26 protein-coding genes are annotated in these 25,647 nt (G+C 41.9%); all 26 read right to left on the reverse strand.

Annotated elements, in window-relative coordinates; translation table 11 throughout:
* Position 1: 1 nt before the first annotated feature.
* A complete protein-coding gene (locus B1F84_RS10745; protein ID WP_055013038.1) occupies positions 2 to 772 on the reverse strand; it encodes a ParA family protein in 771 nt (256 codons plus the stop codon).
* Positions 773 to 784: 12 nt separating this feature from the next.
* Positions 785 to 1,744 carry a flagellar motor protein MotB gene (locus B1F84_RS10750; RefSeq protein ID WP_131691397.1) on the reverse strand — a complete coding sequence of 320 codons (960 nt, stop codon included), beginning with the start codon at positions 1,742 to 1,744 and terminating at the stop codon, positions 785 to 787.
* Positions 1,745 to 1,749: 5 nt separating this feature from the next.
* The gene (locus tag B1F84_RS10755; RefSeq protein ID WP_008465400.1) at positions 1,750 to 2,514 is read right to left on the reverse strand and encodes a flagellar motor protein; all 765 of its coding nucleotides are present in this window, start codon (positions 2,512 to 2,514) and stop codon (positions 1,750 to 1,752) included.
* Entirely contained in the window at positions 2,507 to 3,658 is a 1,152-nt protein-coding gene (locus B1F84_RS10760) for a chemotaxis response regulator protein-glutamate methylesterase (RefSeq protein WP_131691398.1), read from the reverse strand. The genes B1F84_RS10755 and B1F84_RS10760 overlap by 8 nt, the downstream gene beginning before the upstream one ends.
* A 53-nt stretch (positions 3,659 to 3,711) precedes the next feature.
* Positions 3,712 to 5,928 (reverse strand): chemotaxis protein CheA, encoded by a 2,217-nt coding sequence (locus B1F84_RS10765; RefSeq protein ID WP_008465398.1) that lies wholly within the window; start codon positions 5,926 to 5,928, stop codon positions 3,712 to 3,714.
* Between the two features lie 14 nt (positions 5,929 to 5,942).
* Positions 5,943 to 6,716, reverse strand: a complete 774-nt coding sequence (locus tag B1F84_RS10770; RefSeq protein WP_008465396.1) for a protein phosphatase CheZ — start codon at positions 6,714 to 6,716, stop codon at positions 5,943 to 5,945.
* A gap of 16 nt (positions 6,717 to 6,732) precedes the next feature.
* Entirely contained in the window at positions 6,733 to 7,116 is a 384-nt protein-coding gene (gene cheY / locus B1F84_RS10775; RefSeq protein ID WP_008465395.1) for a chemotaxis response regulator CheY, read from the reverse strand.
* A 40-nt stretch (positions 7,117 to 7,156) separates the two neighbouring features.
* The gene (locus tag B1F84_RS10780) at positions 7,157 to 7,867 is read right to left on the reverse strand and encodes an RNA polymerase sigma factor FliA (protein WP_036933071.1); all 711 of its coding nucleotides are present in this window, start codon (positions 7,865 to 7,867) and stop codon (positions 7,157 to 7,159) included.
* 26 nt (positions 7,868 to 7,893) lie between these two features.
* On the reverse strand, positions 7,894 to 8,754 hold the full coding sequence (locus tag B1F84_RS10785; protein ID WP_008465391.1) for a MinD/ParA family protein: 861 nt from the start codon (positions 8,752 to 8,754) through the stop codon (positions 7,894 to 7,896).
* Positions 8,747 to 10,234 carry a flagellar biosynthesis protein FlhF gene (flhF, locus tag B1F84_RS10790; RefSeq protein WP_131691399.1) on the reverse strand — a complete coding sequence of 496 codons (1,488 nt, stop codon included), beginning with the start codon at positions 10,232 to 10,234 and terminating at the stop codon, positions 8,747 to 8,749. Before flhF ends, B1F84_RS10785 begins: the two co-directional genes overlap by 8 nt.
* 21 nt (positions 10,235 to 10,255) lie before the next feature.
* Positions 10,256 to 12,364 carry a flagellar biosynthesis protein FlhA gene (flhA, locus tag B1F84_RS10795; RefSeq protein ID WP_076918267.1) on the reverse strand — a complete coding sequence of 703 codons (2,109 nt, stop codon included), beginning with the start codon at positions 12,362 to 12,364 and terminating at the stop codon, positions 10,256 to 10,258.
* 71 nt (positions 12,365 to 12,435) lie between these two features.
* Positions 12,436 to 13,566: a flagellar biosynthesis protein FlhB gene (flhB, locus tag B1F84_RS10800; RefSeq protein WP_076918268.1), complete on the reverse strand. Its 1,131-nt coding sequence runs from the start codon at positions 13,564 to 13,566 to the stop codon at positions 12,436 to 12,438.
* 9 nt (positions 13,567 to 13,575) lie between these two features.
* The gene (gene fliR / locus B1F84_RS10805; RefSeq protein WP_076918269.1) at positions 13,576 to 14,355 is read right to left on the reverse strand and encodes a flagellar biosynthetic protein FliR; all 780 of its coding nucleotides are present in this window, start codon (positions 14,353 to 14,355) and stop codon (positions 13,576 to 13,578) included.
* A gap of 2 nt (positions 14,356 to 14,357) precedes the next feature.
* Entirely contained in the window at positions 14,358 to 14,627 is a 270-nt protein-coding gene (locus tag B1F84_RS10810) for a flagellar biosynthetic protein FliQ (protein ID WP_008112198.1), read from the reverse strand.
* Positions 14,628 to 14,668: 41 nt separating this feature from the next.
* The gene (fliP, locus tag B1F84_RS10815; protein ID WP_131691400.1) at positions 14,669 to 15,409 is read right to left on the reverse strand and encodes a flagellar type III secretion system pore protein FliP; all 741 of its coding nucleotides are present in this window, start codon (positions 15,407 to 15,409) and stop codon (positions 14,669 to 14,671) included.
* Between the two features lie 4 nt (positions 15,410 to 15,413).
* Complete coding sequence (gene fliO / locus B1F84_RS10820; RefSeq protein WP_010387917.1) at positions 15,414 to 15,797, reverse strand: flagellar biosynthetic protein FliO; 384 nt, start codon at positions 15,795 to 15,797, stop codon at positions 15,414 to 15,416.
* Positions 15,794 to 16,195, reverse strand: a complete 402-nt coding sequence (fliN, locus tag B1F84_RS10825) for a flagellar motor switch protein FliN (protein ID WP_010387913.1) — start codon at positions 16,193 to 16,195, stop codon at positions 15,794 to 15,796. Before fliN ends, fliO begins: the two co-directional genes overlap by 4 nt.
* 20 nt (positions 16,196 to 16,215) lie before the next feature.
* A complete protein-coding gene (gene fliM, locus B1F84_RS10830) occupies positions 16,216 to 17,307 on the reverse strand; it encodes a flagellar motor switch protein FliM (RefSeq protein ID WP_010387912.1) in 1,092 nt (363 codons plus the stop codon).
* Between the two features lie 9 nt (positions 17,308 to 17,316).
* Positions 17,317 to 17,844 (reverse strand): flagellar basal body-associated protein FliL, encoded by a 528-nt coding sequence (gene fliL, locus B1F84_RS10835; protein ID WP_131691401.1) that lies wholly within the window; start codon positions 17,842 to 17,844, stop codon positions 17,317 to 17,319.
* 57 nt (positions 17,845 to 17,901) lie between these two features.
* Positions 17,902 to 19,704, reverse strand: a complete 1,803-nt coding sequence (locus tag B1F84_RS10840) for a flagellar hook-length control protein FliK (RefSeq protein WP_131691402.1) — start codon at positions 19,702 to 19,704, stop codon at positions 17,902 to 17,904.
* Positions 19,705 to 19,791: 87 nt separating this feature from the next.
* Positions 19,792 to 20,238 (reverse strand): flagellar export protein FliJ, encoded by a 447-nt coding sequence (fliJ, locus tag B1F84_RS10845; protein ID WP_010387909.1) that lies wholly within the window; start codon positions 20,236 to 20,238, stop codon positions 19,792 to 19,794.
* Entirely contained in the window at positions 20,238 to 21,572 is a 1,335-nt protein-coding gene (gene fliI / locus B1F84_RS10850) for a flagellar protein export ATPase FliI (protein ID WP_076918273.1), read from the reverse strand. The genes fliJ and fliI overlap by 1 nt, the downstream gene beginning before the upstream one ends.
* Before the next feature lie 17 nt (positions 21,573 to 21,589).
* Positions 21,590 to 22,393, reverse strand: a complete 804-nt coding sequence (gene fliH, locus B1F84_RS10855; protein WP_131691403.1) for a flagellar assembly protein FliH — start codon at positions 22,391 to 22,393, stop codon at positions 21,590 to 21,592.
* 3 nt (positions 22,394 to 22,396) lie between these two features.
* A complete protein-coding gene (gene fliG, locus B1F84_RS10860) occupies positions 22,397 to 23,437 on the reverse strand; it encodes a flagellar motor switch protein FliG (protein ID WP_010387902.1) in 1,041 nt (346 codons plus the stop codon).
* On the reverse strand, positions 23,430 to 25,145 hold the full coding sequence (gene fliF, locus B1F84_RS10865) for a flagellar basal-body MS-ring/collar protein FliF (RefSeq protein ID WP_131691404.1): 1,716 nt from the start codon (positions 25,143 to 25,145) through the stop codon (positions 23,430 to 23,432). Before fliF ends, fliG begins: the two co-directional genes overlap by 8 nt.
* A 20-nt stretch (positions 25,146 to 25,165) precedes the next feature.
* Complete coding sequence (fliE, locus tag B1F84_RS10870; protein ID WP_131691405.1) at positions 25,166 to 25,498, reverse strand: flagellar hook-basal body complex protein FliE; 333 nt, start codon at positions 25,496 to 25,498, stop codon at positions 25,166 to 25,168.
* Between the last annotated feature and the right edge of the window lie 149 nt (positions 25,499 to 25,647).

Consider the following 25,647-nt stretch of genomic DNA (forward strand, 5'->3'; position numbering starts at 1 on the left):
ATTAACCTTGTTTTATTAAATATTCAAGCAATGCTTTGTAAGCATAGACTCCACGCGCATTAGGGCAAAAATCAATAGGCACCTTTTGCGCTAAACTCGCATCTCTAAATTTTGTATCAACAGGAATCACACCTGGCCACACTTTTTCTTTGTACGTATCTTGTAATGTTTTATAGGCCTCAAGTGATGCTTTGGTGCGCTTATCATACATAGTTGGAATTATAGTATATTCATAGCTTTTCGCTTGCGAGGTTTGCATTAACTCCATAGTACGCATCATTCTATCAAGCCCCTTAAGCGCTAAGAACTCAGTTTGTACTGGCACCAATACTCTTTCACAGGCTGCAAGCGCATTGACCATCAGCACCCCTAAAACGGGCGGACAATCTAAAATTGCATAATCGTAATACTCGCTAATTTTAGCCAATGTTTTCTTTAAAATCAGGCCCATTCCCGTTTTATTACCCATACTACGGTCAAGTGTAGCAATTGCCATAGTGGCAGGTAGAATATCAAGGTTTTCTATGGTTGAGGGGCATAATGCTTGCAATATTTCTTCGCTTTTCATGCTTGAGCCGCGAGTGAAAATATCGTAAACACTGACCTCTAAATCTTCTGAATCAATGCCAAAGTAATAAGTTAATGATGCATGCGGATCGGTATCAATCAGTAAAACACGCTTACCTTGAAGCGCAAGGATCCCAGCAAGGCTAACCGCTGTGGTGGTTTTGCCTACCCCTCCTTTTTGATTGGCTACAGTCCAGATTTTCACATTACATCCTAATTACTGTTCATTACGCGTGGTAACACGAATGCCACCATGCTCTAAGCGAATTATTTTTATTGTATCGTCTTGAGTAGGCAACTCAACTTCTGTTGGTTTAGCTTCCTCAGGGACTTGCTGCTCAGTATCCTCATTTGATGACTCTAAAACCAAGCCGTACTTAGAAAGCGCAATCACTACTTTGCGGTTTTCAGCTCGCCCAGCTTCGGTATCATTATCGGCAAAAGGTGAATATTGGCCATACCCTTCAATAGCCATGCGTGCAGATTCAATTCCCAAACGCTCTAGCTCAACTAATATTGATGTTGCACGTGCCACCGACAACTCCCAATTAGAGCGAAATATTTCATTGCGTATGGTTTCGTTATCTGTGTACCCACGCACTCTTATATAGTTATCGACAGGTGCGATTATTGCTTCAATCTTTTTTACAACTTCTTTGGCTTGATTATGCGCAACAGCACTGCCACTGGCAAATAACAACCCAGAATTAAGCTCAATAACCAACCAATCTTGGCTAAGCTCTAGGCTTGCCTCACCACTGCGTATCTCATCAATCAGAGACGATTGTAGCTTGACCAGTAAACTATCGAGCGGCTTACCTAAGTGACGTTGGCTGATATTGCTATTGTCACTTTGACCATCGAGCAACACCGGCCCTTGTTCTTGTTTTTGAATACTTTCGCCATATAAAACCTCAACTTCAGGAGTCACTCTTTCAAGCAACAAAGCATCGCCGTTTACCCCTTTACCTTGCTGAGAAAATTGTTTCGCTGACTTATCAAAAACATGCTCAAGAGAGTTAGATAAAACTTGTATATTGTCTTCTTTGTTTATTGCAATAGCATACAATACAACAAAAAATGCAAACATAATGGTCATGTAATCTGCATAAGAGACTAGCCAACGCTCAGTATGTTGGCTTTTGGCGTTTTGATGACGTAAGCGACGGCGTAACATAACCGCTAATGGCCCTGTAAAAGAGGACGTTCGACACGGTAAGCTTCAAGCTTTAATTCAATATTAATAGGACTCTCACCTTGGCTAATGGCAATAACGCCTTCAGCTAGCATTTCATGGTAAAGCATTTTTTGCTCAACCCGTTGCTTTAATTTATTGGCCATGGGCAAAAACAGTAAATTAGCTAAACCTACGCCATATATAGTAGCGATAAATGCAGTGGCAATACCCGTTCCTAGTTGCTCAGGATCGTTAATAAATGACATCGCTTGAATAAGTCCAAGCACTGCACCTAAAATACCGATAGTTGGACTGTAACCCCCCATCGCTTCATATACACGACTAGCTTCAAGCAGTCGTTCTCGTTCAAGTAATAAATCTATTTCCAGGGTATCACGAAGCTTTTGGTCAGAGCTGCCATCAACTAATAAACTCAGTCCTTTAGCGGCATAAGGATCAGTGTGAGTAAGCGCTTCGTTTTCTAGGGCTAAATAACCCTCTTGGCGGGCTTTATGTGACCAGCGCTTTACTTGCTCAATCGCATCTTCAATATCGTGGTCATCGGTGACAAAAACCCAATGAGTAATACTGAGCATTTTCTTAAATGTATTGGCTGATGTTTGTAACATCACGGCCCCCAATGTGCCGCCTAATACAATAATTAGCGCAGGCCCATTAAACAGCGCAGATACCACACCTCCTTCTAAAGAATAACCGATTGCAATAGCGCCTAGTGCAACCAATAATCCTAAAACAGAAAGCTTATCCACAGCCAACCTCTCTTTTGAGGCGCACCGCTACATCATGAAGACCTAAGCTTTCATTTGCTAATCCTGCACTTGCTACTGCTTGGGGCATACCATATACAACACAGCTTTTTTCATCTTGAGCCCAAATTGTAGCGCCAGATTGTTTAAGCATGCGAGCACCATCACGACCATCCGCCCCCATACCAGTCAAAATAATGGCAAGGACATCGCCTTGATACGCTTTTGCCGCACTGGCAAAGGTAATATCAACACTAGGCTTATAGCTTACTCGTTCATTTTTATCTTCAAATACGCGTAATGTTCTGTTTGACCCCCGCCCTTCTACCATCATTTGCTGCCCGCCCGGCGCTAAATAAGCACAACCAGGTTGGAGTCTATCGCCTTGTTGCGCTTCTTTTACTTTAATTTTACACAAGCTATCTAATCGGGTTGCAAACGCAGGTGTGAATGCCGCAGGCATATGCTGTATGAGGAGTATTGGGTGTGGAAAATTAGCAGGCAACTGAGTCAAAATAGTTTGCAGTGCAACCGGTCCGCCTGTTGATGTGCCAATAGCAACTAATTGATACTGCTTACCACTGGCGCGCGCTGATGTGCTACTACTGGTTGGTGTAGGAGCTGCATTATTAAAGCTGCGATCAGGTTGAACAATTGGCTTTTTAGCGAGATTAGAAAAGCGATCAGACTTGCTTGCAGCAGGTTTACTTATACTAGGATATGCTGGTGCTCTTGTGATTCTACCAATGCGCTGGCGACCTATTTCCTTTACCTTATCTTGTAATAACTTAATTGCGTCATCGTTATTACGGGCAATATCTTCAAACTTTTTCGGTAAAAAGTCCATCGCTCCGGCATCAAGTGCATCTAAGGTGGCTGATGCTCCAGCGCGTGTTAACGATGAGAACATTAAAATAGGAGTGGGGTTACTCGCCATGATCTCTTTAACCGCGCTAATACCATCAAGCACCGGCATTTCAACATCCATGGTGATCACATCGGGTCGTAACTGAGCTGTTTTATCGACCGCTTCTCGACCATTAACAGCGAAACCTATAACCTCAATGCCGCTGTCTTGTTCAAGAATTTCACTCACCCTGCGGCGAAAAAAGCTTGAATCATCAACTACTAAAACTTTAACAGCCATTTCGCTCTCTTATTCAATGAATGGGTAGGCATAACGTTTATGCCTACTTTTTATTATCCAGCGTAATGCTTTAGCATACTCGGCACATCTAATATCAGTGCAATACCACCATCAGAGGTGATTGTTGCACCTGCCATACCTGGCGTCCCTTGAAGTAATGCATCTAAAGGCTTAATCACCACTTCTTCTTGACCAATGAGCGAGTCAACAACGAACCCCACTTTTTGAGTTCCTATTTGCACAATCACCACATGGCCTTGTGCTTTTCGTTGTCCTCTATCAGCGCCTTTAATGAGCCAGTGTTCAAGATAGAACAGCGGTATCGATTTTTTACGAACAATAATAGTTAGCTGGCCATCAACCACATTAGTTTTTGTTAAATCTAAGTGGAATATTTCACTAACACCTGCCAGTGGCAAGGCAAACGTTTGTTCGCCAACCACTACCATTAAGGTGGGCAGTATCGCCAGAGTAAGTGGTACTTTAATTTCTAAAGTAGTCCCTACGCCCATCTCTGATTTAATATTTACCGAGCCATTGAGCTGAGTGATTTTTGTTTTAACCACATCCATACCAACGCCCCGGCCGGAAATATCTGATATCTCTTCTTTGGTTGAAAAGCCAGGCGCAAAAATAAGGTTATACGCTTCAGTATCAGAAAGGCGACTCGCTTGGTCGTGATCAAGCACGCCTTTACTAATCGCAATCTTTTTAAGCTTTTCAGCATCCATTCCGGCACCATCATCCTGGATAGTAAGTAGAATATGATCGCCTTGCTGAGAAGCAGATAAAGTCACAGTACCCGTTCTTGGTTTACCTGATGCTTCACGAACATCTGGCATTTCAATACCGTGATCTACTGAGTTGCGAACCAAATGCACTAATGGGTCTGCTAATGCTTCGACTAAATTTTTATCTAAATCGGTGTCTTCACCGACAAGTAATAAATTAATATCTTTCTGCAGCGTTCGTGCTAAATCACGTACCACACGAGGAAAACGACCAAATACTTTTTTAATTGGCTGCATTCGTGTTTGCATTACCGCACCTTGGATATCAGCAGTCACTACATCTAAGTTGGAGATTGCTTTACCCATGGCCTCGCTATCAGAGTTAGTCGCTAGACTTACTAAACGATTTCGCACAAGTACCAGTTCACCTACCATGTTCATTATTTGATCTAGGCGTTTGGTATCAACACGTACTGTTGTTTCTGCCGGTGGTGGCGCTGCTTTTTTAGCGGGAGCTGCTTTTGCAGGCTGTGCAGCCGGTACCGGCTTGGCTGGCTCTGGCTTGGGCTGTGGTTTTGCTGCAGCAACAGGCGCTGGTTTGTTAGCGGCTACGGGTTCAGATTTACTTTCAGGAGCCGGTGTTTCTATCGACTTAGGTGCACCTTTGCCGTGTAACTCATCTAGCAGAGCTTCAAACTCATCATCACTTATTTCATCATCGCTCGCGCTTGAATCATTATTTTGCGAGGCTGTAGGAGCTGATGGTGCTTGCTGTGGTGTGCTTGGGGCGTTTTGAGTTACTTCACCAAAACTACCGACACCATGAAGCTCATCTAATAAGCTATCAAACTCATCATCTGTAATATCGCCACTGACATCACTGTCGCTTGATGAGGATTGTTTTTCTTGCGGGGCTTGCCCTTTTCCATGAAGTTCATCAAGTAGACTTTCAAATTCATCTTCAGTGATCTCATCAATCTGAGAATCTGTACTACTAGTATCTGGGCCGCTAAATAATTCATCAAAAGCAAACGGATCTTCTTCCGCATCATTGCTTGGCTGCTCAACTACAGGTTCAGGTTCTACCGAGGGAGTTTCAACAGGAGCTATGTCTTCAACTGCAGAATCGCCGGCGAGTTCTTCAGCCGTTGGTGGTTGTCCAAGCTTGTGAAGTACTGCAAGTAACTCTGGATCTGCAGGCTCTGGCTGGTCACGATTTTTAATTGTGGCAAACATTTCATTAATGGTATCAAGTGCTTGTAAAATCACATCCATTAATTCAGAGTTAACTGTTCTTACACCTTGGCGCAATAAATCAAACACGTTTTCAGCACCATGACATGCATCAACAAGCTCTGTCATTGCCAAAAATCCGGCACCACCCTTAACGGTATGGAAGCCACGGAATATTGCGTTTAGTAGTTCAGTATCATCTGGGTTGTTTTCCAGTTCTACTAACTGTTCAGATAAAAGCTCAAGGATTTCTCCGGCCTCTACTAAAAAGTCTTGTAAAATATCTTCATCGACTTCAAAGCTCATGCAGTACTCTCCTATTAGAAGCCCAAACTTGATAATAGATCATCAACTTCATCTTGATCAGATACAACATCATTACGCGATTCTTTATCAATAATAGGCCCTTCTGGACCTGCTAGTGTTTGTGCAACAATGGAATCTTCTGTTTCTTCTGGTTGTTCAGTTGGTTGTACTTGCTCAACCTCACCTTGCGCCGCAAATGCAGTTAACAAGTGGATTAAGCTCTCTTCAACTTCACGCACAAGTTCAATAACACGACGAATAACCTGACCAGTTAAATCTTGATAGTCTTGAGCCATCAATACATTGGTCATCAACATTTGTAACTCATCCGTTTTATGATGAGAGCTGTTCATAAACTTATCAATGCTATGGCAAAGTGACTTAAACTCACCAAGCTCAATTTCACGGTTCATTAACCGATCCCATGTTGGCTTGATATCAGCTATTTCGTCAGCAATTTCTTGCGCTAAAGGTAAGCTTGCTTCAACCGCATCCATCGTTTTGTTGGCTGCGTTTTCTGTCATTTCCATAACATAGTTGAGGCGTTTTTTAGCATCAGGGATGGCATCAGTGGTAATGTCTGTTAATCGCGTATCTAATTCAAAGCTTTTTAAAGCTTCATGTAATTGACGCGTTAACTTACCCACCTCAGCAAATAACTGTGATTGCTCTTGTGAAGCTGTTTCTAAAATTAACTGATTCGCTTTATCTTGCTCACCATTTTCTAAAAAAGCCACTAATTGGCGAGCTTGTTCTAAAGTAATCTGAGGCGCAGCAGGTGCTGACATAAGCCTCTCCCTCTCATTAACCTAAGCGTTCGAACACTTTTTCTAATTTAGTCTTCAATGTACCTGCAGTAAATGGTTTAACAATATAACCATTAACACCTGCTTGGGCCGCAGCAATTATTTGTTCTTTTTTAGCTTCTGCCGTTACCATTAAAACAGGGATATGCTTTAATTTTTCGTCAGCTCGAATTGCCCTTAAAAGATCAATACCTTGCATGCCTGGCATATTCCAATCTGTTACCACAAAATCAAACACTTGATTTTGCAACATAGGTAAAGCAGTTGACCCGTCATCTGCTTCTTGAACATTGGTAAAACCTAAATCGCGCAACAGGTTTTTAATAATACGTCTCATCGTCGAAAAATCATCAACAACAAGAATTTTAATGTTTTTATCCAAAACATCCTCCAGTGAGGCCTGAACCTTTATTTACTTACTTCTAGTTTATCCAGTCATTGATCTTTGCTTTAAGCTTAATCATCGCCTGACCATGTATCTGACTTACACGCGACTCACTAACATCGAGTATATGCCCAATTTCTTTTAAATTCATTTCATCGTTATAGTACAAAGAAAGCACCATTGCATCTTTTTCCGGTAACGACTTTATCGCGCTGAGTAAAGACTCATTAAACCGTTCATTTTTAACATTATTGAAAGGTTTGTCTAGTGCTAAATCTTGACCATGAGGTGTAATCACATCATCGTCAATACCAAGGTCTTCAATACCTAAAACTTTACTTACGTTTACATCGTTTAAAATATGATGGTACTCATTTAACGAAATTTCAAGTTTTTCAGCAACTTCAATATCTTTGGGTTCACGGTTTAAACTGCTTTCAAGGGCAACTATTGTCTCTGCTACCAAGCGACTTTTTCTGTGAACTGAACGTGGAACCCAATCACCCCGGCGCATTTCATCTATCATTGCACCACGAATGCGAATACCCGCAAAGGTTTCAAAACTTGCGCCCTTGCTTGCGTCAAAGTTTTTAGAAGCTTCTATTAAGCCAATCATACCTGATTGGATCAAATCATCTAGTTGCACACTGGCCGGTAAACGAGCAATTAAATGGCACGCCACTTTTTTGACTAATGAGGCATGCTTTTCAACAATCATATTTAAATTCTGTGTTGACTGATATCCCATAGCTCTATTCACCGGTATTGTCATTGTTAGTTACTAACTAACTTCTCAATGAAAAACTCTAAGTGACCCGAGGCTTGACTAGGTGTTGGCCACTTAGCAATTTTTGTCGCCAGTGTTTTAAAAGCAATCGCAGCAGGAGAGCCTGGAAAAACTTCAACTATCACTTTTTGGCGACGCGTTGATTTGCGCATATTCTCATCATAAGGAACCGTTGCAACCAGCTCCATTGATATATCTAAAAATCGGTCGGTTACTTTTGAAAGTTTAGCAAATAATTCTTGCCCTTCACGTAAGCTACGCACCATATTGGCAACAATTTTAAATTTGTAAACACCGTGCTCACGGCTCAGCACTTTTATTAACGCATATGCATCAGTAATTGAGGTTGGTTCGTCACAAACCACCACAACCACATCCTGTGCGGCGCGAGAAAAACTCAATACCATGTCAGAAATACCCGCAGCGGTATCTACAATTAAAATATCAAAATCGGTGTTAAGCTCACTAAATGCACGTATCAGTCCCGCGTGCTCTGAAGGTGATAACTCAACCATACTTTGCGAACCCGATGTTGCTGGCACTATTTTAATTCCTGCAGGGCCTTCAACTAAAATATCTTCGAGTTCACACTCACCTGATAAAACATGAGATAAATTACGCTCTACGCGTAGTCCAAGCATAACATCACAATTGGCTAATCCTAAATCAGCATCTAATACCAGCACACGCTTGCCTTGTTGGCCTAACGCGATTGCCGTGTTAAGGGATACGTTTGTTTTACCCACTCCACCTTTGCCGCCGGTGACAGCGATAACTTTTACGCCGTTATTATTATTGTTGCTCATTTTGCGAAGGCCGCTTGCTTGATCTAAAACTGTGTTAATCATACATCTCTACTGTGCTCGACGCCACTGATTGGTGTCGTGATTGTTGTGCTTTTATTCTTTTTAAATACAATTGCTCAGCTTTTTTTACTAGTTTTTCGGCATTTGCCACTCTAATATCTTCTGGTACTCGCTGACCATTAGTAAGATACCCTATTGGGAGGCGGTTTTGAATCGCAATACTAATAATTTCACCTAAACTCAATGACTCATCTAGCTTAGTAAAAATACACCCACTGAGCTGTACCTTTTTAAAGTGCCTTACGGTTTCTTGTAATACATTAATTTGTGCTGTTGCACTTAATACTAAATAACTACGTATATCCACACGCTGATTACGCATTAAGGTATTAAGTTGCTCAGTTAAACGTAAATCTCGCTGACTCATTCCTGCTGTATCAATTAAGACTAGACGTTTATTTCGTAAATGGTATAAAACTTCTGCTAATTCATTTGCATCTTTGACTTGTTTTACGCCACAGCCAATAATTCGACCATAAGTTGCTAGCTGCTCATAGGCACCAATACGGTAGGTATCAGTCGTAATAAGCGCAACTTTATCAGCACCGTACTTTTGCGCACCTAATGCTGCCAATTTTGCAACAGTGGTGGTTTTGCCTACCCCTGTTGGGCCTACTAATGCATAAACACCACCTTGGCGAAGTATTTCGTTGTTAGTGGTTTGCATTTGGTCTTCAACCATATTCAATAAGGCTTTCCAACCTTGTTGGCGAGATACATCGTCGGGTACAAAGCATGCCATCTGCTCAGCAACGTCTTTATCTATTCCCATACCCACTAAACGGTCAATCATGCAGGCGCGGGTTGGATCACGACGCGCCATATCTTGTTGCATTAAACCTGACACTTGATGTTCTAGTAATTGACGAATTGCGTTCATTTCTTCGCGCATGGTGGTTATATCACTCGACTCGTTTTGCATCGTTTGCTGGCGCGGTGCACTCGGTGAGTCTAAATCGTCAAAGCCAGTGTCTAAATCATCAAAGCCTAAGCTATCAGCTTGGGTGCGAGGACGTGCAGGCGCGCTTTGTTCACGTTCAAACATATTTTTAGGTCGAGATTGAACAGCTTCTTGTTCTTGGTAATGACCAGAGGTATCAATTCCAGATTGTGAAAACATTGACGCAAGCTCTGCTGAACGAGGACGGGGAGATTGACGTTCTAATAAAGCTTGTAAACTGTCTGCTACCTTTGCTTGTGGCTTAGGTTGAGCGCGTTGAGGTTCTGGTTTTACAAAATTATGTGAACTCTCAGTATGCGCAAATGAAGCTCTTGCAGCTGGTTGGCTTTGAGGCTGCTCTGGCGCTTTTGTCGCGGCTTTGTCGTAATCAACAGCAGCAACAATTTCAACGCCATTAGCTAGTTTCTTATTTGACATAATAACCGCATCAACACCAAGCTCTTCTTTTACTTCTTTTAGTGCGGTGCGCATGTCTTTAGCAAAAAAACGTTTAATTTTCATAATTCAAACCCCTTTAAAATCTTATTGTTGGCCTACAGAGCTGACAATCTTGATCTGTCTTTCATCTGGTATCTCTTGATAAGACATCACTCGCAATCCTGGAATGGTGTATTTAACAAATCGAGATAACACAGTGCGTAACATTCCTGACGTTAGCAATATTGAAGGTTCACCGGCCATTTCTTGATTTTGATGCGCTTCATTCAATGATGTTTGAAGTCTATCAGCAAGTCCTGGTTCTATTCCGGCACCTTCATCACCTGCATTTTGAAGTGACTGATGCAACATCTGTTCCAACTCAGGCGCCAAGGTTATGACAGGGATTTCAGAAGACATACCAACAGCATCTTGAACGATTAATCTACGCAACGATATTCTCACTGCAGCCGTTAATACATCAGGGTCTTGGCTACGAGGGCCATATTCAACAAGGGTTTGAACAATTGAGCGCATATCACGTATTGCTACCCCTTCATTTAACAAGTTTTGTAGTACTTTAACGATAGTGGTTAGCGGTAATACCTCAGGTACTAGCCCTTCAACTAAGCGAGGATGGCTCTTACCTAACATATCTAATAAGTTTTGTACTTCTTCATGGCCGAGTAATAAAGCGGCACTATTAGTCAGTAACTGGCTAATATGAGTGGCTACAACAGTTGCTGAATCAACTACGGTATAACCTAAAGATTGCGCTTCATCTTTTTGATCTGGTTTTATCCATACCGCATCTAAACCAAATGCAGGGTCTTTGGTTTCAATGCCTTTTAGCGGACCAAATACTTGGCCTGGGTTAATTGCCAATTCATCACCGTGTTTAAGCTCTCCCTCACCACTTGATACGCCCATCATGGTGATGCGATACGCATTTGGGTCGAGCTCTAGATTATCGCGTATATGCACAGGCGGCACTAAAAAGCCCAGCTCTTGAGATAGTTTTTTACGCACCCCTTTAATGCGGTTTAATAGCTCACCACCTTGTGACTGATCAACCAGAGGAATTAAGCGATAACCTACTTCTAAGCCAATAACATCAACTTGTTGTACATCATCCCAGCCCAGCTCTTTTTGCTCTTGTTTAGCTGCAATCCCAGTGCCTGAAGCTGCATTTTCAGCTTCTTCGGCTTCAGCAGCCGCTAATTTAAGTTTATTTTGTTGGGTATAGTATGCAAGGTAGCCTAAAAGCGCCCCTAAGCTTAAAAATGCAAGGTGCGGCATACCGGGTACTAAGCCCATAGTTATGAGGATACCAGAGGCAATAAATAACGATTTTTCGTTACCTAGCTGCTGCTTAAACTGATCGCCCATGTTGTGCGATTCATTTTGACGCGTTACAACAATCGCAGTACCAATTGAAAGTAGTAATGACGGTAATTGCGCTACTAAGCCATCACCAATTGTCAATAATGTGTACACTTCCATAGCGCGAGAAAAGCTCAAGTCATGTTGGATCATGCCAACAAATAAGCCACCTACGATATTGATCACTAAAATGACGATACCCGCGATAGCATCCCCTTTTACAAACTTACTTGCACCATCCATAGAGCCATAAAAGTCAGCTTCACGGGTTACTTCTTCACGGCGCTCTCTGGCTTGCTCAGCGCTAATAAAACCAGCATTCATATCCGCATCAATCGCCATTTGCTTACCTGGCATAGCATCAAGGGTAAAGCGCGCTGACACTTCAGAGATACGCCCTGCACCTTTGGTGATTACCACAAAGTTGATGATGATTAGAATTAAAAATACCACTAAACCAACAGCGTAGTTACCACCAATCACCACCGAGCCAAATGCTTCAATTACCTTACCTGCAGCATCCCCACCATTATGACCTTCAAGCAGTACCACCCGGGTACTGGCTACGTTAAGTGCTAAACGCATAATCGTGGCGATTAACAACACCGCTGGAAACATGCCAAACTCAAGCGGTTTCATGGTGTATACCGTAACTAGTAATACAACTAATGCGAGCGCGATATTAAACGAAAATAATATATCAAGCAGAAATGGAGGCAGTGGTAAAATAACCATTCCTAGCGCAGCTAACACTAAAAGCGGTGTACCAACGCCCTTTGCATATTCTTTTTTATCTTTATTAAGTTGTTGTAATACCGCTTTAAATTCCATAACTCTACAATTTCAAAAAATTGACACTACGCTGAAATTGCAATAACTATTCCAAGTTAATTGGTTAGCGGTTAATACTTGAATTCATCGGGGATTGGCAGCTTTTTATTAAGTGCGACAGGGCGTTTTCCACGGCCTTTTTTAAACCGTTTAAGTTGAAATACATAGGCAAGTACTTGGGCAACTGCAGTAAAGAGCTGATCGGGAATTTGCTCCCCTACTTCAGCGGTATGATAAAGCGCTCGCGTTAAAGTAGGCGACTCAACAATGGGCACTTCATTACCCAACGCAATTTTACGAATTTGCATAGCAAGCTCGTCAACGCCTTTGGCTAGTACAATGGGGGCGCCTGCTCGCTCTGTGTCGTATTTTAAAGCGACTGAGTAATGAGTAGGGTTGGTAACAATAACATCGGCGTCTGGCACATCCTGCATCATTCTCTTTTGCGACATTTGACGTTGAGTTTGCCTGATACGCGCTTTGATTTGCGGATCACCCTCGGAGTTTTTATACTCGTCTTTTACTTCTTGCAGGGTCATTTTAAGCTGTTTGTTATGGCTATAACTTTGAAAAGGCGCATCAATAGCCGCAATAATAATTAAGGTGCAAGATAACCCTAAAAACATCCACGCTAATATTTCTAAAGCATGCACGATATTGCCCGGCGCGCTTTCTATACTCAAATGTAATATTTCATCAAAATAAACATTAATTAAAAAGATAGCGAAGGTTGCCACTAAGCCAAACTTTAATAGTGACTTTAGTAATTCAATAGCCGCTTGCGGACCAAACATCCGAGTAAAACCTTTCATTGGCGACATTTTACTGGCTTTGGGAGCGGCTGCCTGCCAGCTAAAATTAAAGCCGCCAAGCATGGTGTTACCAATAAACGCAGCTAGTACAATAATAAGTACAAACATCGACATAGGAAATAACAGTACGTCAGCCACCTCTCCCCACACTGCAAACATTTTTGTGGTGTCGTAGGTTTCATTGCGATTAAGGCTCAGCATTCTGCCCATAATACGGTACAAGCCTTTGCCAATTTCAGGGCCGTACATTAATAAAGAAATAGCAGAAAAAATAAGTACAAACATAGTACCTAACTCTTTAGAGCGCGCTATTTGGCCTTTCTTTTTGGCATCATCAACTTTTTTGGGCGTGGGTTCTTCGGTTTTTTCTTGTCCTGAATCTTCAGCCATTACACTCTCCTAAGGGGAACAACCAACCAGAGTACACATCAGCTCAACCATTTTTAGCCATTGGAACTCAAACTGAGTGATAAAGTTACCGAGGGTAGCCCAAATAATAACGAGCCCTGCCACTAAGGTAAACGGAAAGCCTATAGAGAAGATATTTAACTGCGGGGCAGCACGGGTCATGATGCCAAATGACATATTAATTACAAGCATGGCCGTTAATGGCGCTAACGAAAGCACTAGTGCGGTAGTAAACATCCAACCACCCCATGTCACTATGTCCCAATAATGATCAACCGCCCACCAATTACCATCAATTGGCAATACCTGAAAACTATGCACCACCATTTGAATCATCATTAAGTGGCCATTAAATACAAAAAATAACAAGGTAGCTAAAATGAGGTAGAACTGCCCTACAGCAGGCACACTCATTCCATTTGAGGGGTCAACAACAGACGCAAAACCTAAACCGGTTTGCATAGCAAGAATTTGCCCTGCTAATACAAACGTATTGAGCAATAGTGTAGATGCAAAACCAATCGCGACACCAATCAGCATTTGTTGTAGTACCACTAAAATCATTTCAAAAGAAAATAAATTAGTAAACGTAGCAGGAGGTAAAACAGGCACTACTAAAAATGTGACTACCACAGCTAAGCCCATTTTAATTCGAGAGGGTACATTTTTGGCGCCAATACCCGCCATGATCATGATCATTGAGCTTATGCGGACCAAAGGCAGTAAAAAATCACTTAGCCATTGAATAACAACGGAAAATGGAAACTCCATCGTTAACCTGCAATTTCGGGGATAAGAAGTACTAAGCGATTAAAAAAGTCCATCAGCTCTTGAGTAAACCAATGTCCACCCACAATTAATGCACCAATGGTAATTAATAAACGCGGTAAAAAGCTCAGTGTTTGTTCGTTAATTGAGGTTGCCGCCTGAAATACTGCCACTACTAAGCCAATAATTAAACCAGGGACCACAATGGCAGACACCAGCTTAATCACTAAAAACAGGGCTCCACTTAAAATATCAACAAATACTTCAGGTTCCATGGGCGACTCCTAGTGTGATTGGTTCAATTTATAAAGCACTGCTATGTGCCTAAACCAAAGCTTTTAGCGAGCGTACCCATCACCAAGCTCCAACCATCAACCAATACAAACAACATAATCTTAAACGGTAGCGATACAATCATGGGGGATAGCATCATCATACCCATGGCCATCAACACCGATGCAACCACCAAATCGACAATCAAAAAGGGAATGAAGAACATAAACCCAATAATAAAGGCCGTTTGTAGCTCACTGGTTACAAACGCCGGAATAAGAACAATCATTGGCGTTGCTTCAGGTGAATCAAGCTGATCGTACCCAGCTATTTTTGCAAAGGTTTCTAAATCTTTGAGTCGTACTTGAGAAAGCATAAAGGCTTTCATTGGCTCTTTGGCTAAATCGAGTGCCTCTAGTGATGTTACCTGCTCACTTAAGTACGGTTCGATTGCACGTTCGTTTATTTGCTCATAAATAGGCGCCATAATAAAAATACTTAAAAACAGCGACATACCTAATAAAACTTGATTCGAAGGGGTTTGCTGTAAGCCAATCGCTTGGCGCAAAATAGCCAATACAACAATAATTCGAGTGAACGAGGTCATCATGATAATGGCTGCTGGAATAAAGCTCATTGCCGTCATGATCGCTAATACTTGAAGCGTCACTGAGTAATCTTGTGTGCCGTCAGCATTAGTGGTTATGGTTAGCGCATCAATTCCTTCTGCATTAACACCAGGAATGAACACGATGGCAAGAATGATAAGCAGCCATTTGATCATAATATTAATTCTTTTTATTTTGATTAAGTTGCGGATTCAACATTTTGCCAAAACGCTTCGCTAATTCTGGTAACTCTTTTTCCGTTAAAGGAGTTTCTAGCTTATGTAAATAATTAATGCTGTGCGGGGTCACCCCTAATAGGTGCTGAGCGTTATCTATTTCAACAACCATTAATCGCTCGCGTGATCCTAGAGGAAGACTACGGATCACTTTAAACTCATCGTTGTTGGTTAAATTTGGATTGAGCTTTTTAACAAAAAAAGCCAACACTAAAATTAACACCACTACCACACCTAACGACATCACCATTGAAATAATGTCTGTGGTGGGTGTTGCAGCATCGGTAGCTGCAAACACTGAATTGCTTAAACCAAGTAATGCTATCATCGTAATTTTTTGATCCGTTCAACCTGACTAATTACATCTGTTAAGCGAATACCAAACTTATCGTTCACCACAACCACTTCACCATGTGCTATCAATGTACCATTAACTAATACATCAAGCGGCTCACCAGCAACCCTATCAAGCTCAACAACTGAGCCTTGGTTAAGTTGTAGTAAATTACGAATATTAATTTTAGAACGCCCTACTTCCATCGAAATAGTTACGGGAATATCTAAAATAGTGTCGAGTTTACGTTTTTCTTCACCGCTGAGCTCATGTTTTGAATCATCCAGCTCATCAAGTTCGGTTACTTTAACCTCTGCACTATCATCGTCAGTTCCCTCAGCCTCAGCAAGTGCTGCTGCCCATTCGTCCATTGTATCTTGATCATCGCTCATACTTTTAACCTTTTAATCAATTACCAGTCTAAGTCTACACCGTTTGAAAGGTGTAAATCATCTTCTAGTTCTGCTAATTCTGCATCTGAATCAATTTTTTTGCCGCCTTTGGTAAAGACATGCAGCTCAGATTTAACTGAATCAGGGCGTTTAATTTTTTCACTAATTTGTAGCGCAACGTTATCGCGTGAACGACCCATTTTAGCTCTAAATGTAGGTAACTCTTCCACAAACACAGTAATATGCTCTGGCATTTCAACAGGAATAATATCCCCAGCCTTAAGCTCCATAATTTGTTTTAAGCTTAAATCAACTTCAAGTAGCTGAGTCGATAAGTCGACTTCTACATCCATTATTTCGTCACGAAGCGCCTTACTCCAACGTAAATCAGTATCTTCAGTATCAGACTGAACACCTGCATCCAGTAGCTCTCGAATAGGTTCGAGCATTGAATACGGCAGCGCAATATGAAAGTCACCACCACCGCCGTCAAGTTCAATGTGAAAAGAGCTTATAACCACCACTTCGGTTGGACTAACAATGTTAGCCATGGCGGGGTTCACCTCAGAATCAAGATACTCGAACGACACATCCATCACCGGTGCCCATGCTTCTTTGTAATCTTCAAAGATTATTTTTAGTAGCATTTGCACGATTCGGCGTTCTGTTGGGGTAAATTCACGCCCTTCAATTTTGGCATGATAGCGGCCATCGCCACCAAAGAAGTTGTCTACCAATATAAAGACTAAGCGCGCCTCCATAGTAATTAGGCCGGTGCCCTTTAGTGGACGAAAACGCACCATGTTCAAACTAGTTGGTACAAATAAGGTGTGAATATACTCACCAAACTTGATCATTTGCACGCCGTTAATTGACACCTCTGCGGTGCGGCGCATCATGTTAAATAAGCTAATTCGCATATGACGCGCAAATCGCTCATTAACAATTTCAAGTGTCGGCATGCGACCACGTACGATACGATCTTGCGAAGAGAAGTCATACTGTAGTGTACTTCCCTCACCATCTTCACCGTCGTGTATATCTTCCTCTTCGACCTCATCAACACCATGTAATAGCGCATCAATTTCGTCTTGGGATAATAAATCGCTCACACTGGCCCCTTATTGCATCACAAAGCCGGTAAACAGTACCCGCTCAATTACTTTACTTCCTTCCACATCCATCATTGCAGCTTGCACTTTATCAAGTGCAGTAAAGCGCACTGTTTCTTTGCCCACACTAGTGCTAAGTTCATCTGCGGTGGTCATTGAGAATACACTCAATAGCGTGCCTTCAATCAGTGGAATGTGTTTTTTAGCTATTTCTTCATTGCCATCCCCGCGCACCAGTAATTGCACTTTAATTTGTACAATTCTATCGCGACTCGCCCCTGGGACATTAAATATAAAAGGTCTTGGCATAGCAACATATAGCGCACTGCCTACCGTTGCTGAGGAGCTTGATGGTGCAGCAGCTACTTCCCCACTAGCAGCATCATCTGTTAGAGTTTCTATGGGTTCATCAGTACCCGATAGTAAAAAGTAACCAGCTACACCGCCAACAATAACTAATACAGCGGCTATAATTATAATGAGTTTGCTTTTATTTTTACTGACTTCTTCTATTTCTAAATTAGTATCTTCAGCCATTGTATTTCCTTTATTCGCAAAGGTATTTGCTTGTTTTAACTATTATAATAGCAGGACTTAGGCATAGTAATCTATTGATGATGACGTTTGTTGTCCAGAACTATGTGTTTGCTTATCTGGTTGCTCACTATTTGTCTCATCTGAAGAGCGATTATTAGCCATTTGACCTTGTGCCTGACCTTCTTGTTGCTCATTTTGTTCTGCCGATGAATCGCCATAAGAAATACTGCTTTCACCTAGCTCTAAACCCTGCTGCATTAATAATTCTCTAAGCCTAGGTAGCGACTGCTCCAATGCTTCTTTGGCTTGCTGATTTTGCACTACAAAGTTTATTTGTGCTTGCTCTGCATCACTTCGAATACGAATCTGCATACTGCCCATTTCTGGCGGGTCTAAACGAATTTCAGCTTCTTTATTATTAATACTTAACATTGAGCTAACGCGCTCTTGTAGCATTTTTGCGGCATCACTTTTAATAATATTTAATGCCTGTAAGGTAGCAGGATCAATGCTTACCTGTTTAGCTTGTGCAGTACTTTGCAACTGCCCGGCCTGTAAACTTTGCGCTTCAATAATAGCTTGCTCGTAGCCTAAATTATCGTATTTAGCGAGCGTATTAAGCGACGATTTATCAAATATATTAATGATTTGAGAAAAAACCTGTGCAGCACGCGGTGGCATTTGTTCTGCGTTAGTGGCACGCATACTCTCTTTTTGTAACGCATCGAGCTGCTTAGCAAGCTCCTCAGGTGTTTCGGCTACCGATTTTGAACCCTCTGGTTTTAGCTCAGGTTTTACATTAGCTGATTCAGTACCTTGTTGTGTTTTAGGTGTAACAACTGGTGTCAAAGTATTATTGGCAAACAATGGCTTATCTTTGGCACTAAACAAAGTATCTGCGTTAATAGCAGTTTCTAAATCACTGATAACCCCTTTTAAAGAGGTAAGTTCTTTAGTAGAAAGAGACTCGCTTTTAATGTATCCCCGCAATTGATTGAGCAATGCCTGTTTCTCTGGGGTAGTTAGCGTACTTATTTGTGCATTAATGACCTGCTGAGGAGTCTGCGGCTTCTCACTTTCGCTAACATACTTACTGAGTAACTGCTTTAAATCCGCTATATTGTCTTTATTAATGGGCTTACTGATAGCATCAAGCTCAGTGGCTAGTTCATCTTGTTGAGCAGGCGTTAAGTTTGCTAAAAGTTTATCTGCTTTAATTGCATTATCATCTTTTGATAACAGCGCCAAAACAGACGCATCTATCGATGCTTTCGTGCCGGTAGTATCAGTCGGCTTTTCTGATGGTTTGGCCACCGCTAGATCATTTGTAACAGCCTCATATTGTCCAGCTGTCGCTATCGATTTAGTACCGAGCTGTGAAGACTCCACTGCAGCTTTGCTCGCTGATTCAACACCTACAACATTTTGTGTTTGTGAAATGGCAGCGTCATCAACAATTTCATCACTTGGCAAATTAATAACAATAGGTGCAAGCTTATCTTCAGGCTTGATGTTTATTTTGACACCGTCTTTATCTATTAACTGTGCGCCGCCATGAGGGGGATTTTTTACTGAGGTATCGAATACCTGTGCCGCATTAATTTGCGCCAGCATATCTTCACCGCTCAAAGGCTTATCTTCGTTAGTTTGCTCTTTTAAGTCGGATGGTTCATCTGATGATTGTTTTTGTGGCGCTTTGGCTTGCGCCCCTTGTGTTTCAGAAGCTTGACTAGCAAGGGCTAATTGATCAAAAAAGCCAGCATCATTACTGCTATCTAGCTTTGCTTTATCACTGTCTTTTTTGACTAAGTATGAGTCTTGCTCAGATACCGCCAACATTGAAATATCATTCATCGCCATAAATCACCTAATAAAAGCGGCAACAGCCCACCGCACAATCCTAACAAACATTGCTCTTATAGAATCTAAGCAATTAACATGCCTACCTTATAGCGCTTTATTCCTTTGATAAAACTGATTTGACGAAAACTCATCTAGCATTTTTTGTTCATTCTTAGCCACCAGCATGTCCGCTTTTAACTGTTGCTTTTCAATTAGCTTAGCAACCGCTTTGGCTTTAACTTGTTGTTTTAACCATAACGTTTTACGCTGGCTTACTACTTGTTTTGCGGTATTAACGGTACTCGCTTGTTGACGAGTAGCCTCTTCAATCTTGGCTATGAATGCGTGATACTGGCTAAATCCGGCACTTGATAAGCCCGATTGACCTTTAATATGCAGTTGCTGTGTATATTCCAGTCGAAAGTCATTTAAGCCTTGCAGCTTTTGCTGATTTAGCTGCAAGTTTTGATTGGCTTGCAAATAGCTCATCCGCAAAGTTTCTTCTTTTTCATTTTCAAGCTTGAGCAACAAATGCAGTTTATTTTTTGCCATTATGCTTGTCCTAATAATTGAGCGAGCCCTTGTAGGCCATCATCATAGCTGATCACGTCGCGCATACCTTGTTGTAAAAATGCGTTTACTCTTGGCATCATGTTTATTGCCTGATCGAGCATTTGGTCACTGCCTTTTTGATAAGCACCCAAGGTGATCATGTCTTTGTTCTGTTGATACATAGAATATACCTGTTTAAGTACTCGAGCTTGTTGCATATGTGGCTCTGAAACCACTTGTGGCATTACTCGAGAAATAGACTTTTCTATGTCAATGGCAGGGTAATGACCACTGTCAGCTAAATCACGCGATAAAACAATATGCCCATCAAGTATGGCACGTGCGGCATCAGCAATTGGGTCTTGCATATCATCACCTTCACTCAGTACAGTAAAAAAGGCAGTAATAGAGCCTTGCCCTTCTCCGCCATTACCGGCACGTTCCACTAATGCGGGTAATTTAGCAAATACTGAAGGCGGATAACCTTTGGTTGCAGGAGGTTCACCTACAGCCAGTGCTATTTCACGCTGCGCCATGGCATAACGCGTCACCGAGTCAAGCAGTAACAAAACGTTTAACCCTTGATCTCGAAAATACTCTGCAATGGTGACTGCGCTCTCACAGCCTTTTAATCGCATTAATGGTGAAGCATCAGCGGGCGCGGCAACAACAACTGAGCGTTTACGTCCTTCAACACCTAGTATTTCTTCAATAAATTCTTTAACTTCTCGGCCACGCTCACCAACTAAACCCACTACAATCACATCGGCTTCACTGCCTCGAGTCATCATGCCCAATAGTACTGATTTACCCACACCGGAGCCTGCAAATAAACCCATACGCTGGCCTTGGCCTACCGTAATTACTGAGTTGATAGCCCGTACCCCCACATCCATAGGTTTACTAATGGGGCGCCTTGCCAGTGGGTTTATTGCATTTTGAGCGAATTTAAGTGTGTGTTCTGCGTTTATTTTCCCCAGCCCATCTAAAGGGCGCCCTAAACCGTCGACAACCCGGCCAAGTAGACTCATACCAACCGGTAAACCAGTATCATTAACTTGAGGAATAACTCGGGCACCAGGTAGCACACCTGAGATATGATCATTAGGCATTAAATATAAGGTTTGATCGTTAAAACCAACAATCTCGGCGTCAACAAAGCCATTCATGGTTTCAATTTTACATTGGCTGCCTACTGGAGCTCGCAGGCCTTTGGCTTCAAGTGTTAAACCAACCACACGGGTTAAAACGCCCGCAACCGCAGGTGCTGGGGTTTTAATATGTCGTTGGTATTTAGATAAGCGTTCGCTTAATGAAGTATCGCTCACAGACATTGCACGCCAATAAAAAGTTAGATACCACTATTATGCAAAAAACTATCCAATGTTTCTTTGACACGAGTTTTCAAGGTCATATCTAAAGACGATAGTGTTGTCTTCACTTCACAACCGCCACGCTCTAATGTGGGTTCTGGAATTAACTGCCAATGATTATCTTCAATAGCTTGCTCACCATAACTGGTTTTTATTAATGTTAGGTCTTCTGGGTGAAGATGAATTTTAACTTTCTGTTGTTCTGCATTCAGTGCATCAATACTTTTTTTCAAGGTATGTAAAATAATATCAGGCGAGGTTTTTATCTCTTGATAAATGATGGCTTCACTGAGCATAGTCGCTAACTGTACTAACTGCTTTTCTGCCTGTTCATCCACTTTTTTAAGTGGATCGGATAAACTATCTAATAGGCTACGTAAGTGGGTTAACTGCTCATCCATTAAAGGCTTAACGTCTTCTTGGCCTTGGGTTTTACCCAGTTCAACACCTTCTTTGTAACCCGCTTCTTTCCCCTCGGTTACGCCCTTATCAAAGCCATCTATATAGCCTTGCTCGTGTCCTTGCTTAAGGCCTTCCTCGTACGCGTCTTGGCGAATGCGCTCAAGCTCCACCATAGTAAGAGAAGGAAGCTCTTGCTCTTCAGGTTCTTCAGCTTGCTCTTTGGCCATTTCTTTATGGTACAGCTCTGCCAATGGCGTGCCATAAGCGGTCGAGCGATTGCCAAAACTTCGCTCATCTGGCGCAACGTCAGGAATTGGCCAATTTTTTAATAGCTCATCAGCTTCATCAGCGTGTAACGGGCGACCCTTAGAGTTACTCATAGATTATAAGAACTCCTCACCACCGCCACCACCAAGCATAATTTCACCTGAATCTGATAGACGACGTGCTGTTGACAGTATTTCTTTTTGCGCTGCCTCTACTTCGCTAATACGCACTGGCGCCATAGCCTCTAAGTCATCAGCAAGCATTTCAGCGGCACGTTTAGACATGTTACCCAAGATCTTCTCTTTAAGCGCTTCGTCAGTACCTTTAATGGCTTTCATCAGTACATCTTGCGGCACTTCGCGTAAAATTGCTTGGATGCCTCTGTCTTCTACATCCATTAAGTTTTCGAAAACAAACATTAAGTCTTGAATTTGTTGCGACATTTCTTCGTCATGCTCACGGATAGAATCCATTAACTGCCCTTCAACATTGGTATCGAGGTAGTTCATAATATCTGCAGCCGCTTTTAAGCCACCCATCTTCGCAGCTTGTGCACCTGCTTGACCAGCAAATTGTTTTTCCATAATTTCGTTTAATTCTTGTAAAGCTGCTGGTTGTACTTCTTCTAAATTGGCAATACGCATGGTTAAATCTAAGCGCACTTTTTCAGGAAATTGCGCTAAAATTTCAGCTGATTGTTCCGGCTCTAAATAAGAAAGCACAATTGTTTGAATTTGCGGATGCTCATTACGAATAATGTTAGCTACCTGCTTTGAGTCCATCCATTTTAATGAATCAAGCCCTTTAGCGCCTGAGCCCATGACAATTTGGTCTATTAAGCTGGCGGCTTTATCTTCACCTAATGCAGCAGTAAGTGCTTTTTTGATAAAATCTTCAGACTGAAAACCTATCGTACTAAAGCTCTGAATTTGTTCAATAAACAAATTATGAACTGCGCTGATTTTAGCTTGCGACAAATCATCGATTGCCGCCATAGCCATACCTACCTTTTGCACTTGTTTTGGCTCTAAGTGTTTAAGGATTTGCGCTGCATCTTCTTCAGATAAACTTAGCAATAATATCGCCGCTTTATCTACACCATCGAGCTTATCAACATCAAACGCCGGTGGTAGTTGTTTTTGTTCTTGATCAGTCATCTTCTGTTAACCACGCTTTCACTACTTGTGATGATAGTTCTGGTTCATTGGCTACAAGGGCACGAACCGCTTTCAATAAGTCTTCGTCGCCATGTAAGTCTGGTAAGCGTAGTGTACCATCGCTTGAGAAGCCAACTGAAGCAGAATCAAAGTCATTATTTAGCATATCTAATGTGCTGTCACCAAGGTCAACACCTGAACTAAGAGAGTCTTCATCATATTCTTCAAGTGTATTATCTGGGTAAATTAAGCGTTTAAGCATAGGTTTAACAACGGCTAATATCAGTACAATAATAACCAGCGCACCTAATACTAAGCGCATCATTTTCATAAACCAGTCTTGTTCCCATAAAGGCAATTCAAAATCAAGCGCTGAGTCTTCACGAACAAATGGCACGGTTACTACTTCAAGAGCATCGCCACGTTGCATATCAAAGCCTACGCCACCTTGTAACAAGCGACGAATATTTGACAAAGCTTCTACCGAGCGTGGTGTCATGGTTGTTTCACCATTTTCACCCACCGTAGGTAAGTAATCGACCGCCACGGACACACTTATTCTGCGGATCACACCGGTTTGCTGACGCTTATGTGAAATAGTGGTATCGAGTTCATAGTTACGGGTAGCTTCTTTGTGAGTACGACTTGGTGACGTAGCAGTGCCCGCACCACCAGCCATCGCATCTTCAGGTATCGTTGAATTTACCGGAGGCTGATTAGTGAGTGCACCAGGAATACCTACCGCTAGACCACCTATATTATTTTCTTCAAAAGTGGTTTCACTTCTTACCGCTGGTAAATCTGGATTATAGCGTTTTTGTGTTTCTTCTATTGAACTAAAGTCCATGCTTAAATCTACTTGGGCGGTGTAATTACCCAAGCCAACGACGGGAATTAAAATGCTGTCAATTTTTTCTAGGTATTCTTGTTCACGTTTGCGCTCTAGGTCGTACTCTTTACGAGAGCGTGCAGCCAGAGAGGTTTGTGAACCTGAATTTAATAAACGGCCGTTTTGATCGGTCACCGTTACGCGAGAAGGCTCCAGGCCTTGTACCGCAGAAGCAATCATATCAACTACTGAGTCAACTTCTTCGCTATCTAGTGAGCGACCACGCTTAAGCGTAAGTACAACAGTTGCAGAAGGTTTTTTCTCTCGACGAGCGAACACATTTTCTTTTGGAATAGCTAACAACACCTTGGCGCGAGTAACATTGTTTAGCTCTTCTATAGTACGGGCAAGTTGTTGCTCACGGCCATGTTTAAGGCGCTCACGTTCTAAACGTTGGCTTACCCCAAACCCCATATCTTGCATAATAATATCGCTACCTGATGTCGGCCCTTGATCTAAACCTTCACGGGTCATCAGTAACTTAATATTTTGATACTCTGTTTCATCAACTGAAACCACATTACCATCAAGCTGGTAGTCAATTTTTTGCGCATCTAAAAAGTCGAGTGTTTCTATTAACTCTTGGGTTTGCATTTTACCTAATGGGCGCATATCTGGCTGACGAGCCCAAATAATAACGAAAATAGCAATGGCTAAACAAATGGCCAATGCAACAATCAGGGTAATTTGACGTAAAACATCAACACCGCCAAGGGCGCTGAAATAGCCTGACTTTTGCTCTTGTTGATCTTCGTTTTCACTTTGCTCCATCATGCCATCAGCAAGTGCCAGATCTGTAGATTGATTAGATTGCGCCACAATAATTCTCCACTACCTAGTTAAACAGGCATGTTCATAATTTCTTTGTAAGATTCAACAAGCTTATTACGAACCTGTACCGTAGCTTCAAATGCCACAGAAGACTTTTGCGAAGCAATCATTGCTTCAGCAAGCGATACGCTTCTGTCGCCAGTCTCTACTGCTTTTACTTTTTGTCCTGTGTCTTGCTGTAACTCATGCACTGTATTTAGTGCATTACTCAGCATATCACCAAATTGCGCTGTAGACGTTGATTGCACTTGCGTTGGTAAGTTATTAACTTGATTATTACGCGTGGCTTCTGAAGCCATAGATTGCATTTCTTGAAATAAAGCACTGTTTTGAATTTTCATAATTGTCTCTGATAATGCAGTAAACTCTTAAAGAGAATAAAGCACAAAACATGCCAAAAATAAAAACCAATTAAAACATGGGTTTAAGCTGTTATTTTGCGTAGTCAGAGTTTTGACAGCCCTAAAATCAGTTACTTAGATCTAGGGCT

Origin of the sequence: Pseudoalteromonas sp. DL-6 (genome assembly GCF_004328665.1) — a bacterium.
Classification (GTDB): Bacteria; Pseudomonadota; Gammaproteobacteria; order Enterobacterales; family Alteromonadaceae; genus Pseudoalteromonas.

What these genes read in the sequence shown, in the direction of transcription:
- B1F84_RS10750 (WP_131691397.1), bottom strand. Translation starts at nt 1,744, where the DNA reads ATGTTACGCCGTCGCTTACGTCATCAAAACGCCAAAAGCCAACATACT.
- B1F84_RS10760 (WP_131691398.1), bottom strand. Translation starts at nt 3,658, where the DNA reads ATGGCTGTTAAAGTTTTAGTAGTTGATGATTCAAGCTTTTTTCGCCGC.
- B1F84_RS10765 (WP_008465398.1), bottom strand. Translation starts at nt 5,928, where the DNA reads ATGAGCTTTGAAGTCGATGAAGATATTTTACAAGACTTTTTAGTAGAG.
- B1F84_RS10770 (WP_008465396.1), bottom strand. Translation starts at nt 6,716, where the DNA reads ATGTCAGCACCTGCTGCGCCTCAGATTACTTTAGAACAAGCTCGCCAA.
- B1F84_RS10780 (WP_036933071.1), bottom strand. Translation starts at nt 7,867, where the DNA reads ATGGGATATCAGTCAACACAGAATTTAAATATGATTGTTGAAAAGCAT.
- B1F84_RS10785 (WP_008465391.1), bottom strand. Translation starts at nt 8,754, where the DNA reads ATGATTAACACAGTTTTAGATCAAGCAAGCGGCCTTCGCAAAATGAGC.
- flhF (WP_131691399.1), bottom strand. Translation starts at nt 10,234, where the DNA reads ATGAAAATTAAACGTTTTTTTGCTAAAGACATGCGCACCGCACTAAAA.
- flhA (WP_076918267.1), bottom strand. Translation starts at nt 12,364, where the DNA reads ATGGAATTTAAAGCGGTATTACAACAACTTAATAAAGATAAAAAAGAA.
- flhB (WP_076918268.1), bottom strand. Translation starts at nt 13,566, where the DNA reads ATGGCTGAAGATTCAGGACAAGAAAAAACCGAAGAACCCACGCCCAAA.
- fliR (WP_076918269.1), bottom strand. Translation starts at nt 14,355, where the DNA reads ATGGAGTTTCCATTTTCCGTTGTTATTCAATGGCTAAGTGATTTTTTA.
- B1F84_RS10810 (WP_008112198.1), bottom strand. Translation starts at nt 14,627, where the DNA reads ATGGAACCTGAAGTATTTGTTGATATTTTAAGTGGAGCCCTGTTTTTA.
- fliP (WP_131691400.1), bottom strand. Translation starts at nt 15,409, where the DNA reads ATGATCAAATGGCTGCTTATCATTCTTGCCATCGTGTTCATTCCTGGT.
- fliO (WP_010387917.1), bottom strand. Translation starts at nt 15,797, where the DNA reads ATGATAGCATTACTTGGTTTAAGCAATTCAGTGTTTGCAGCTACCGAT.
- fliN (WP_010387913.1), bottom strand. Translation starts at nt 16,195, where the DNA reads ATGAGCGATGATCAAGATACAATGGACGAATGGGCAGCAGCACTTGCT.
- fliL (WP_131691401.1), bottom strand. Translation starts at nt 17,844, where the DNA reads ATGGCTGAAGATACTAATTTAGAAATAGAAGAAGTCAGTAAAAATAAA.
- B1F84_RS10840 (WP_131691402.1), bottom strand. Translation starts at nt 19,704, where the DNA reads ATGGCGATGAATGATATTTCAATGTTGGCGGTATCTGAGCAAGACTCA.
- fliJ (WP_010387909.1), bottom strand. Translation starts at nt 20,238, where the DNA reads ATGGCAAAAAATAAACTGCATTTGTTGCTCAAGCTTGAAAATGAAAAA.
- fliI (WP_076918273.1), bottom strand. Translation starts at nt 21,572, where the DNA reads ATGTCTGTGAGCGATACTTCATTAAGCGAACGCTTATCTAAATACCAA.
- fliH (WP_131691403.1), bottom strand. Translation starts at nt 22,393, where the DNA reads ATGAGTAACTCTAAGGGTCGCCCGTTACACGCTGATGAAGCTGATGAG.
- fliG (WP_010387902.1), bottom strand. Translation starts at nt 23,437, where the DNA reads ATGACTGATCAAGAACAAAAACAACTACCACCGGCGTTTGATGTTGAT.
- fliE (WP_131691405.1), bottom strand. Translation starts at nt 25,498, where the DNA reads ATGAAAATTCAAAACAGTGCTTTATTTCAAGAAATGCAATCTATGGCT.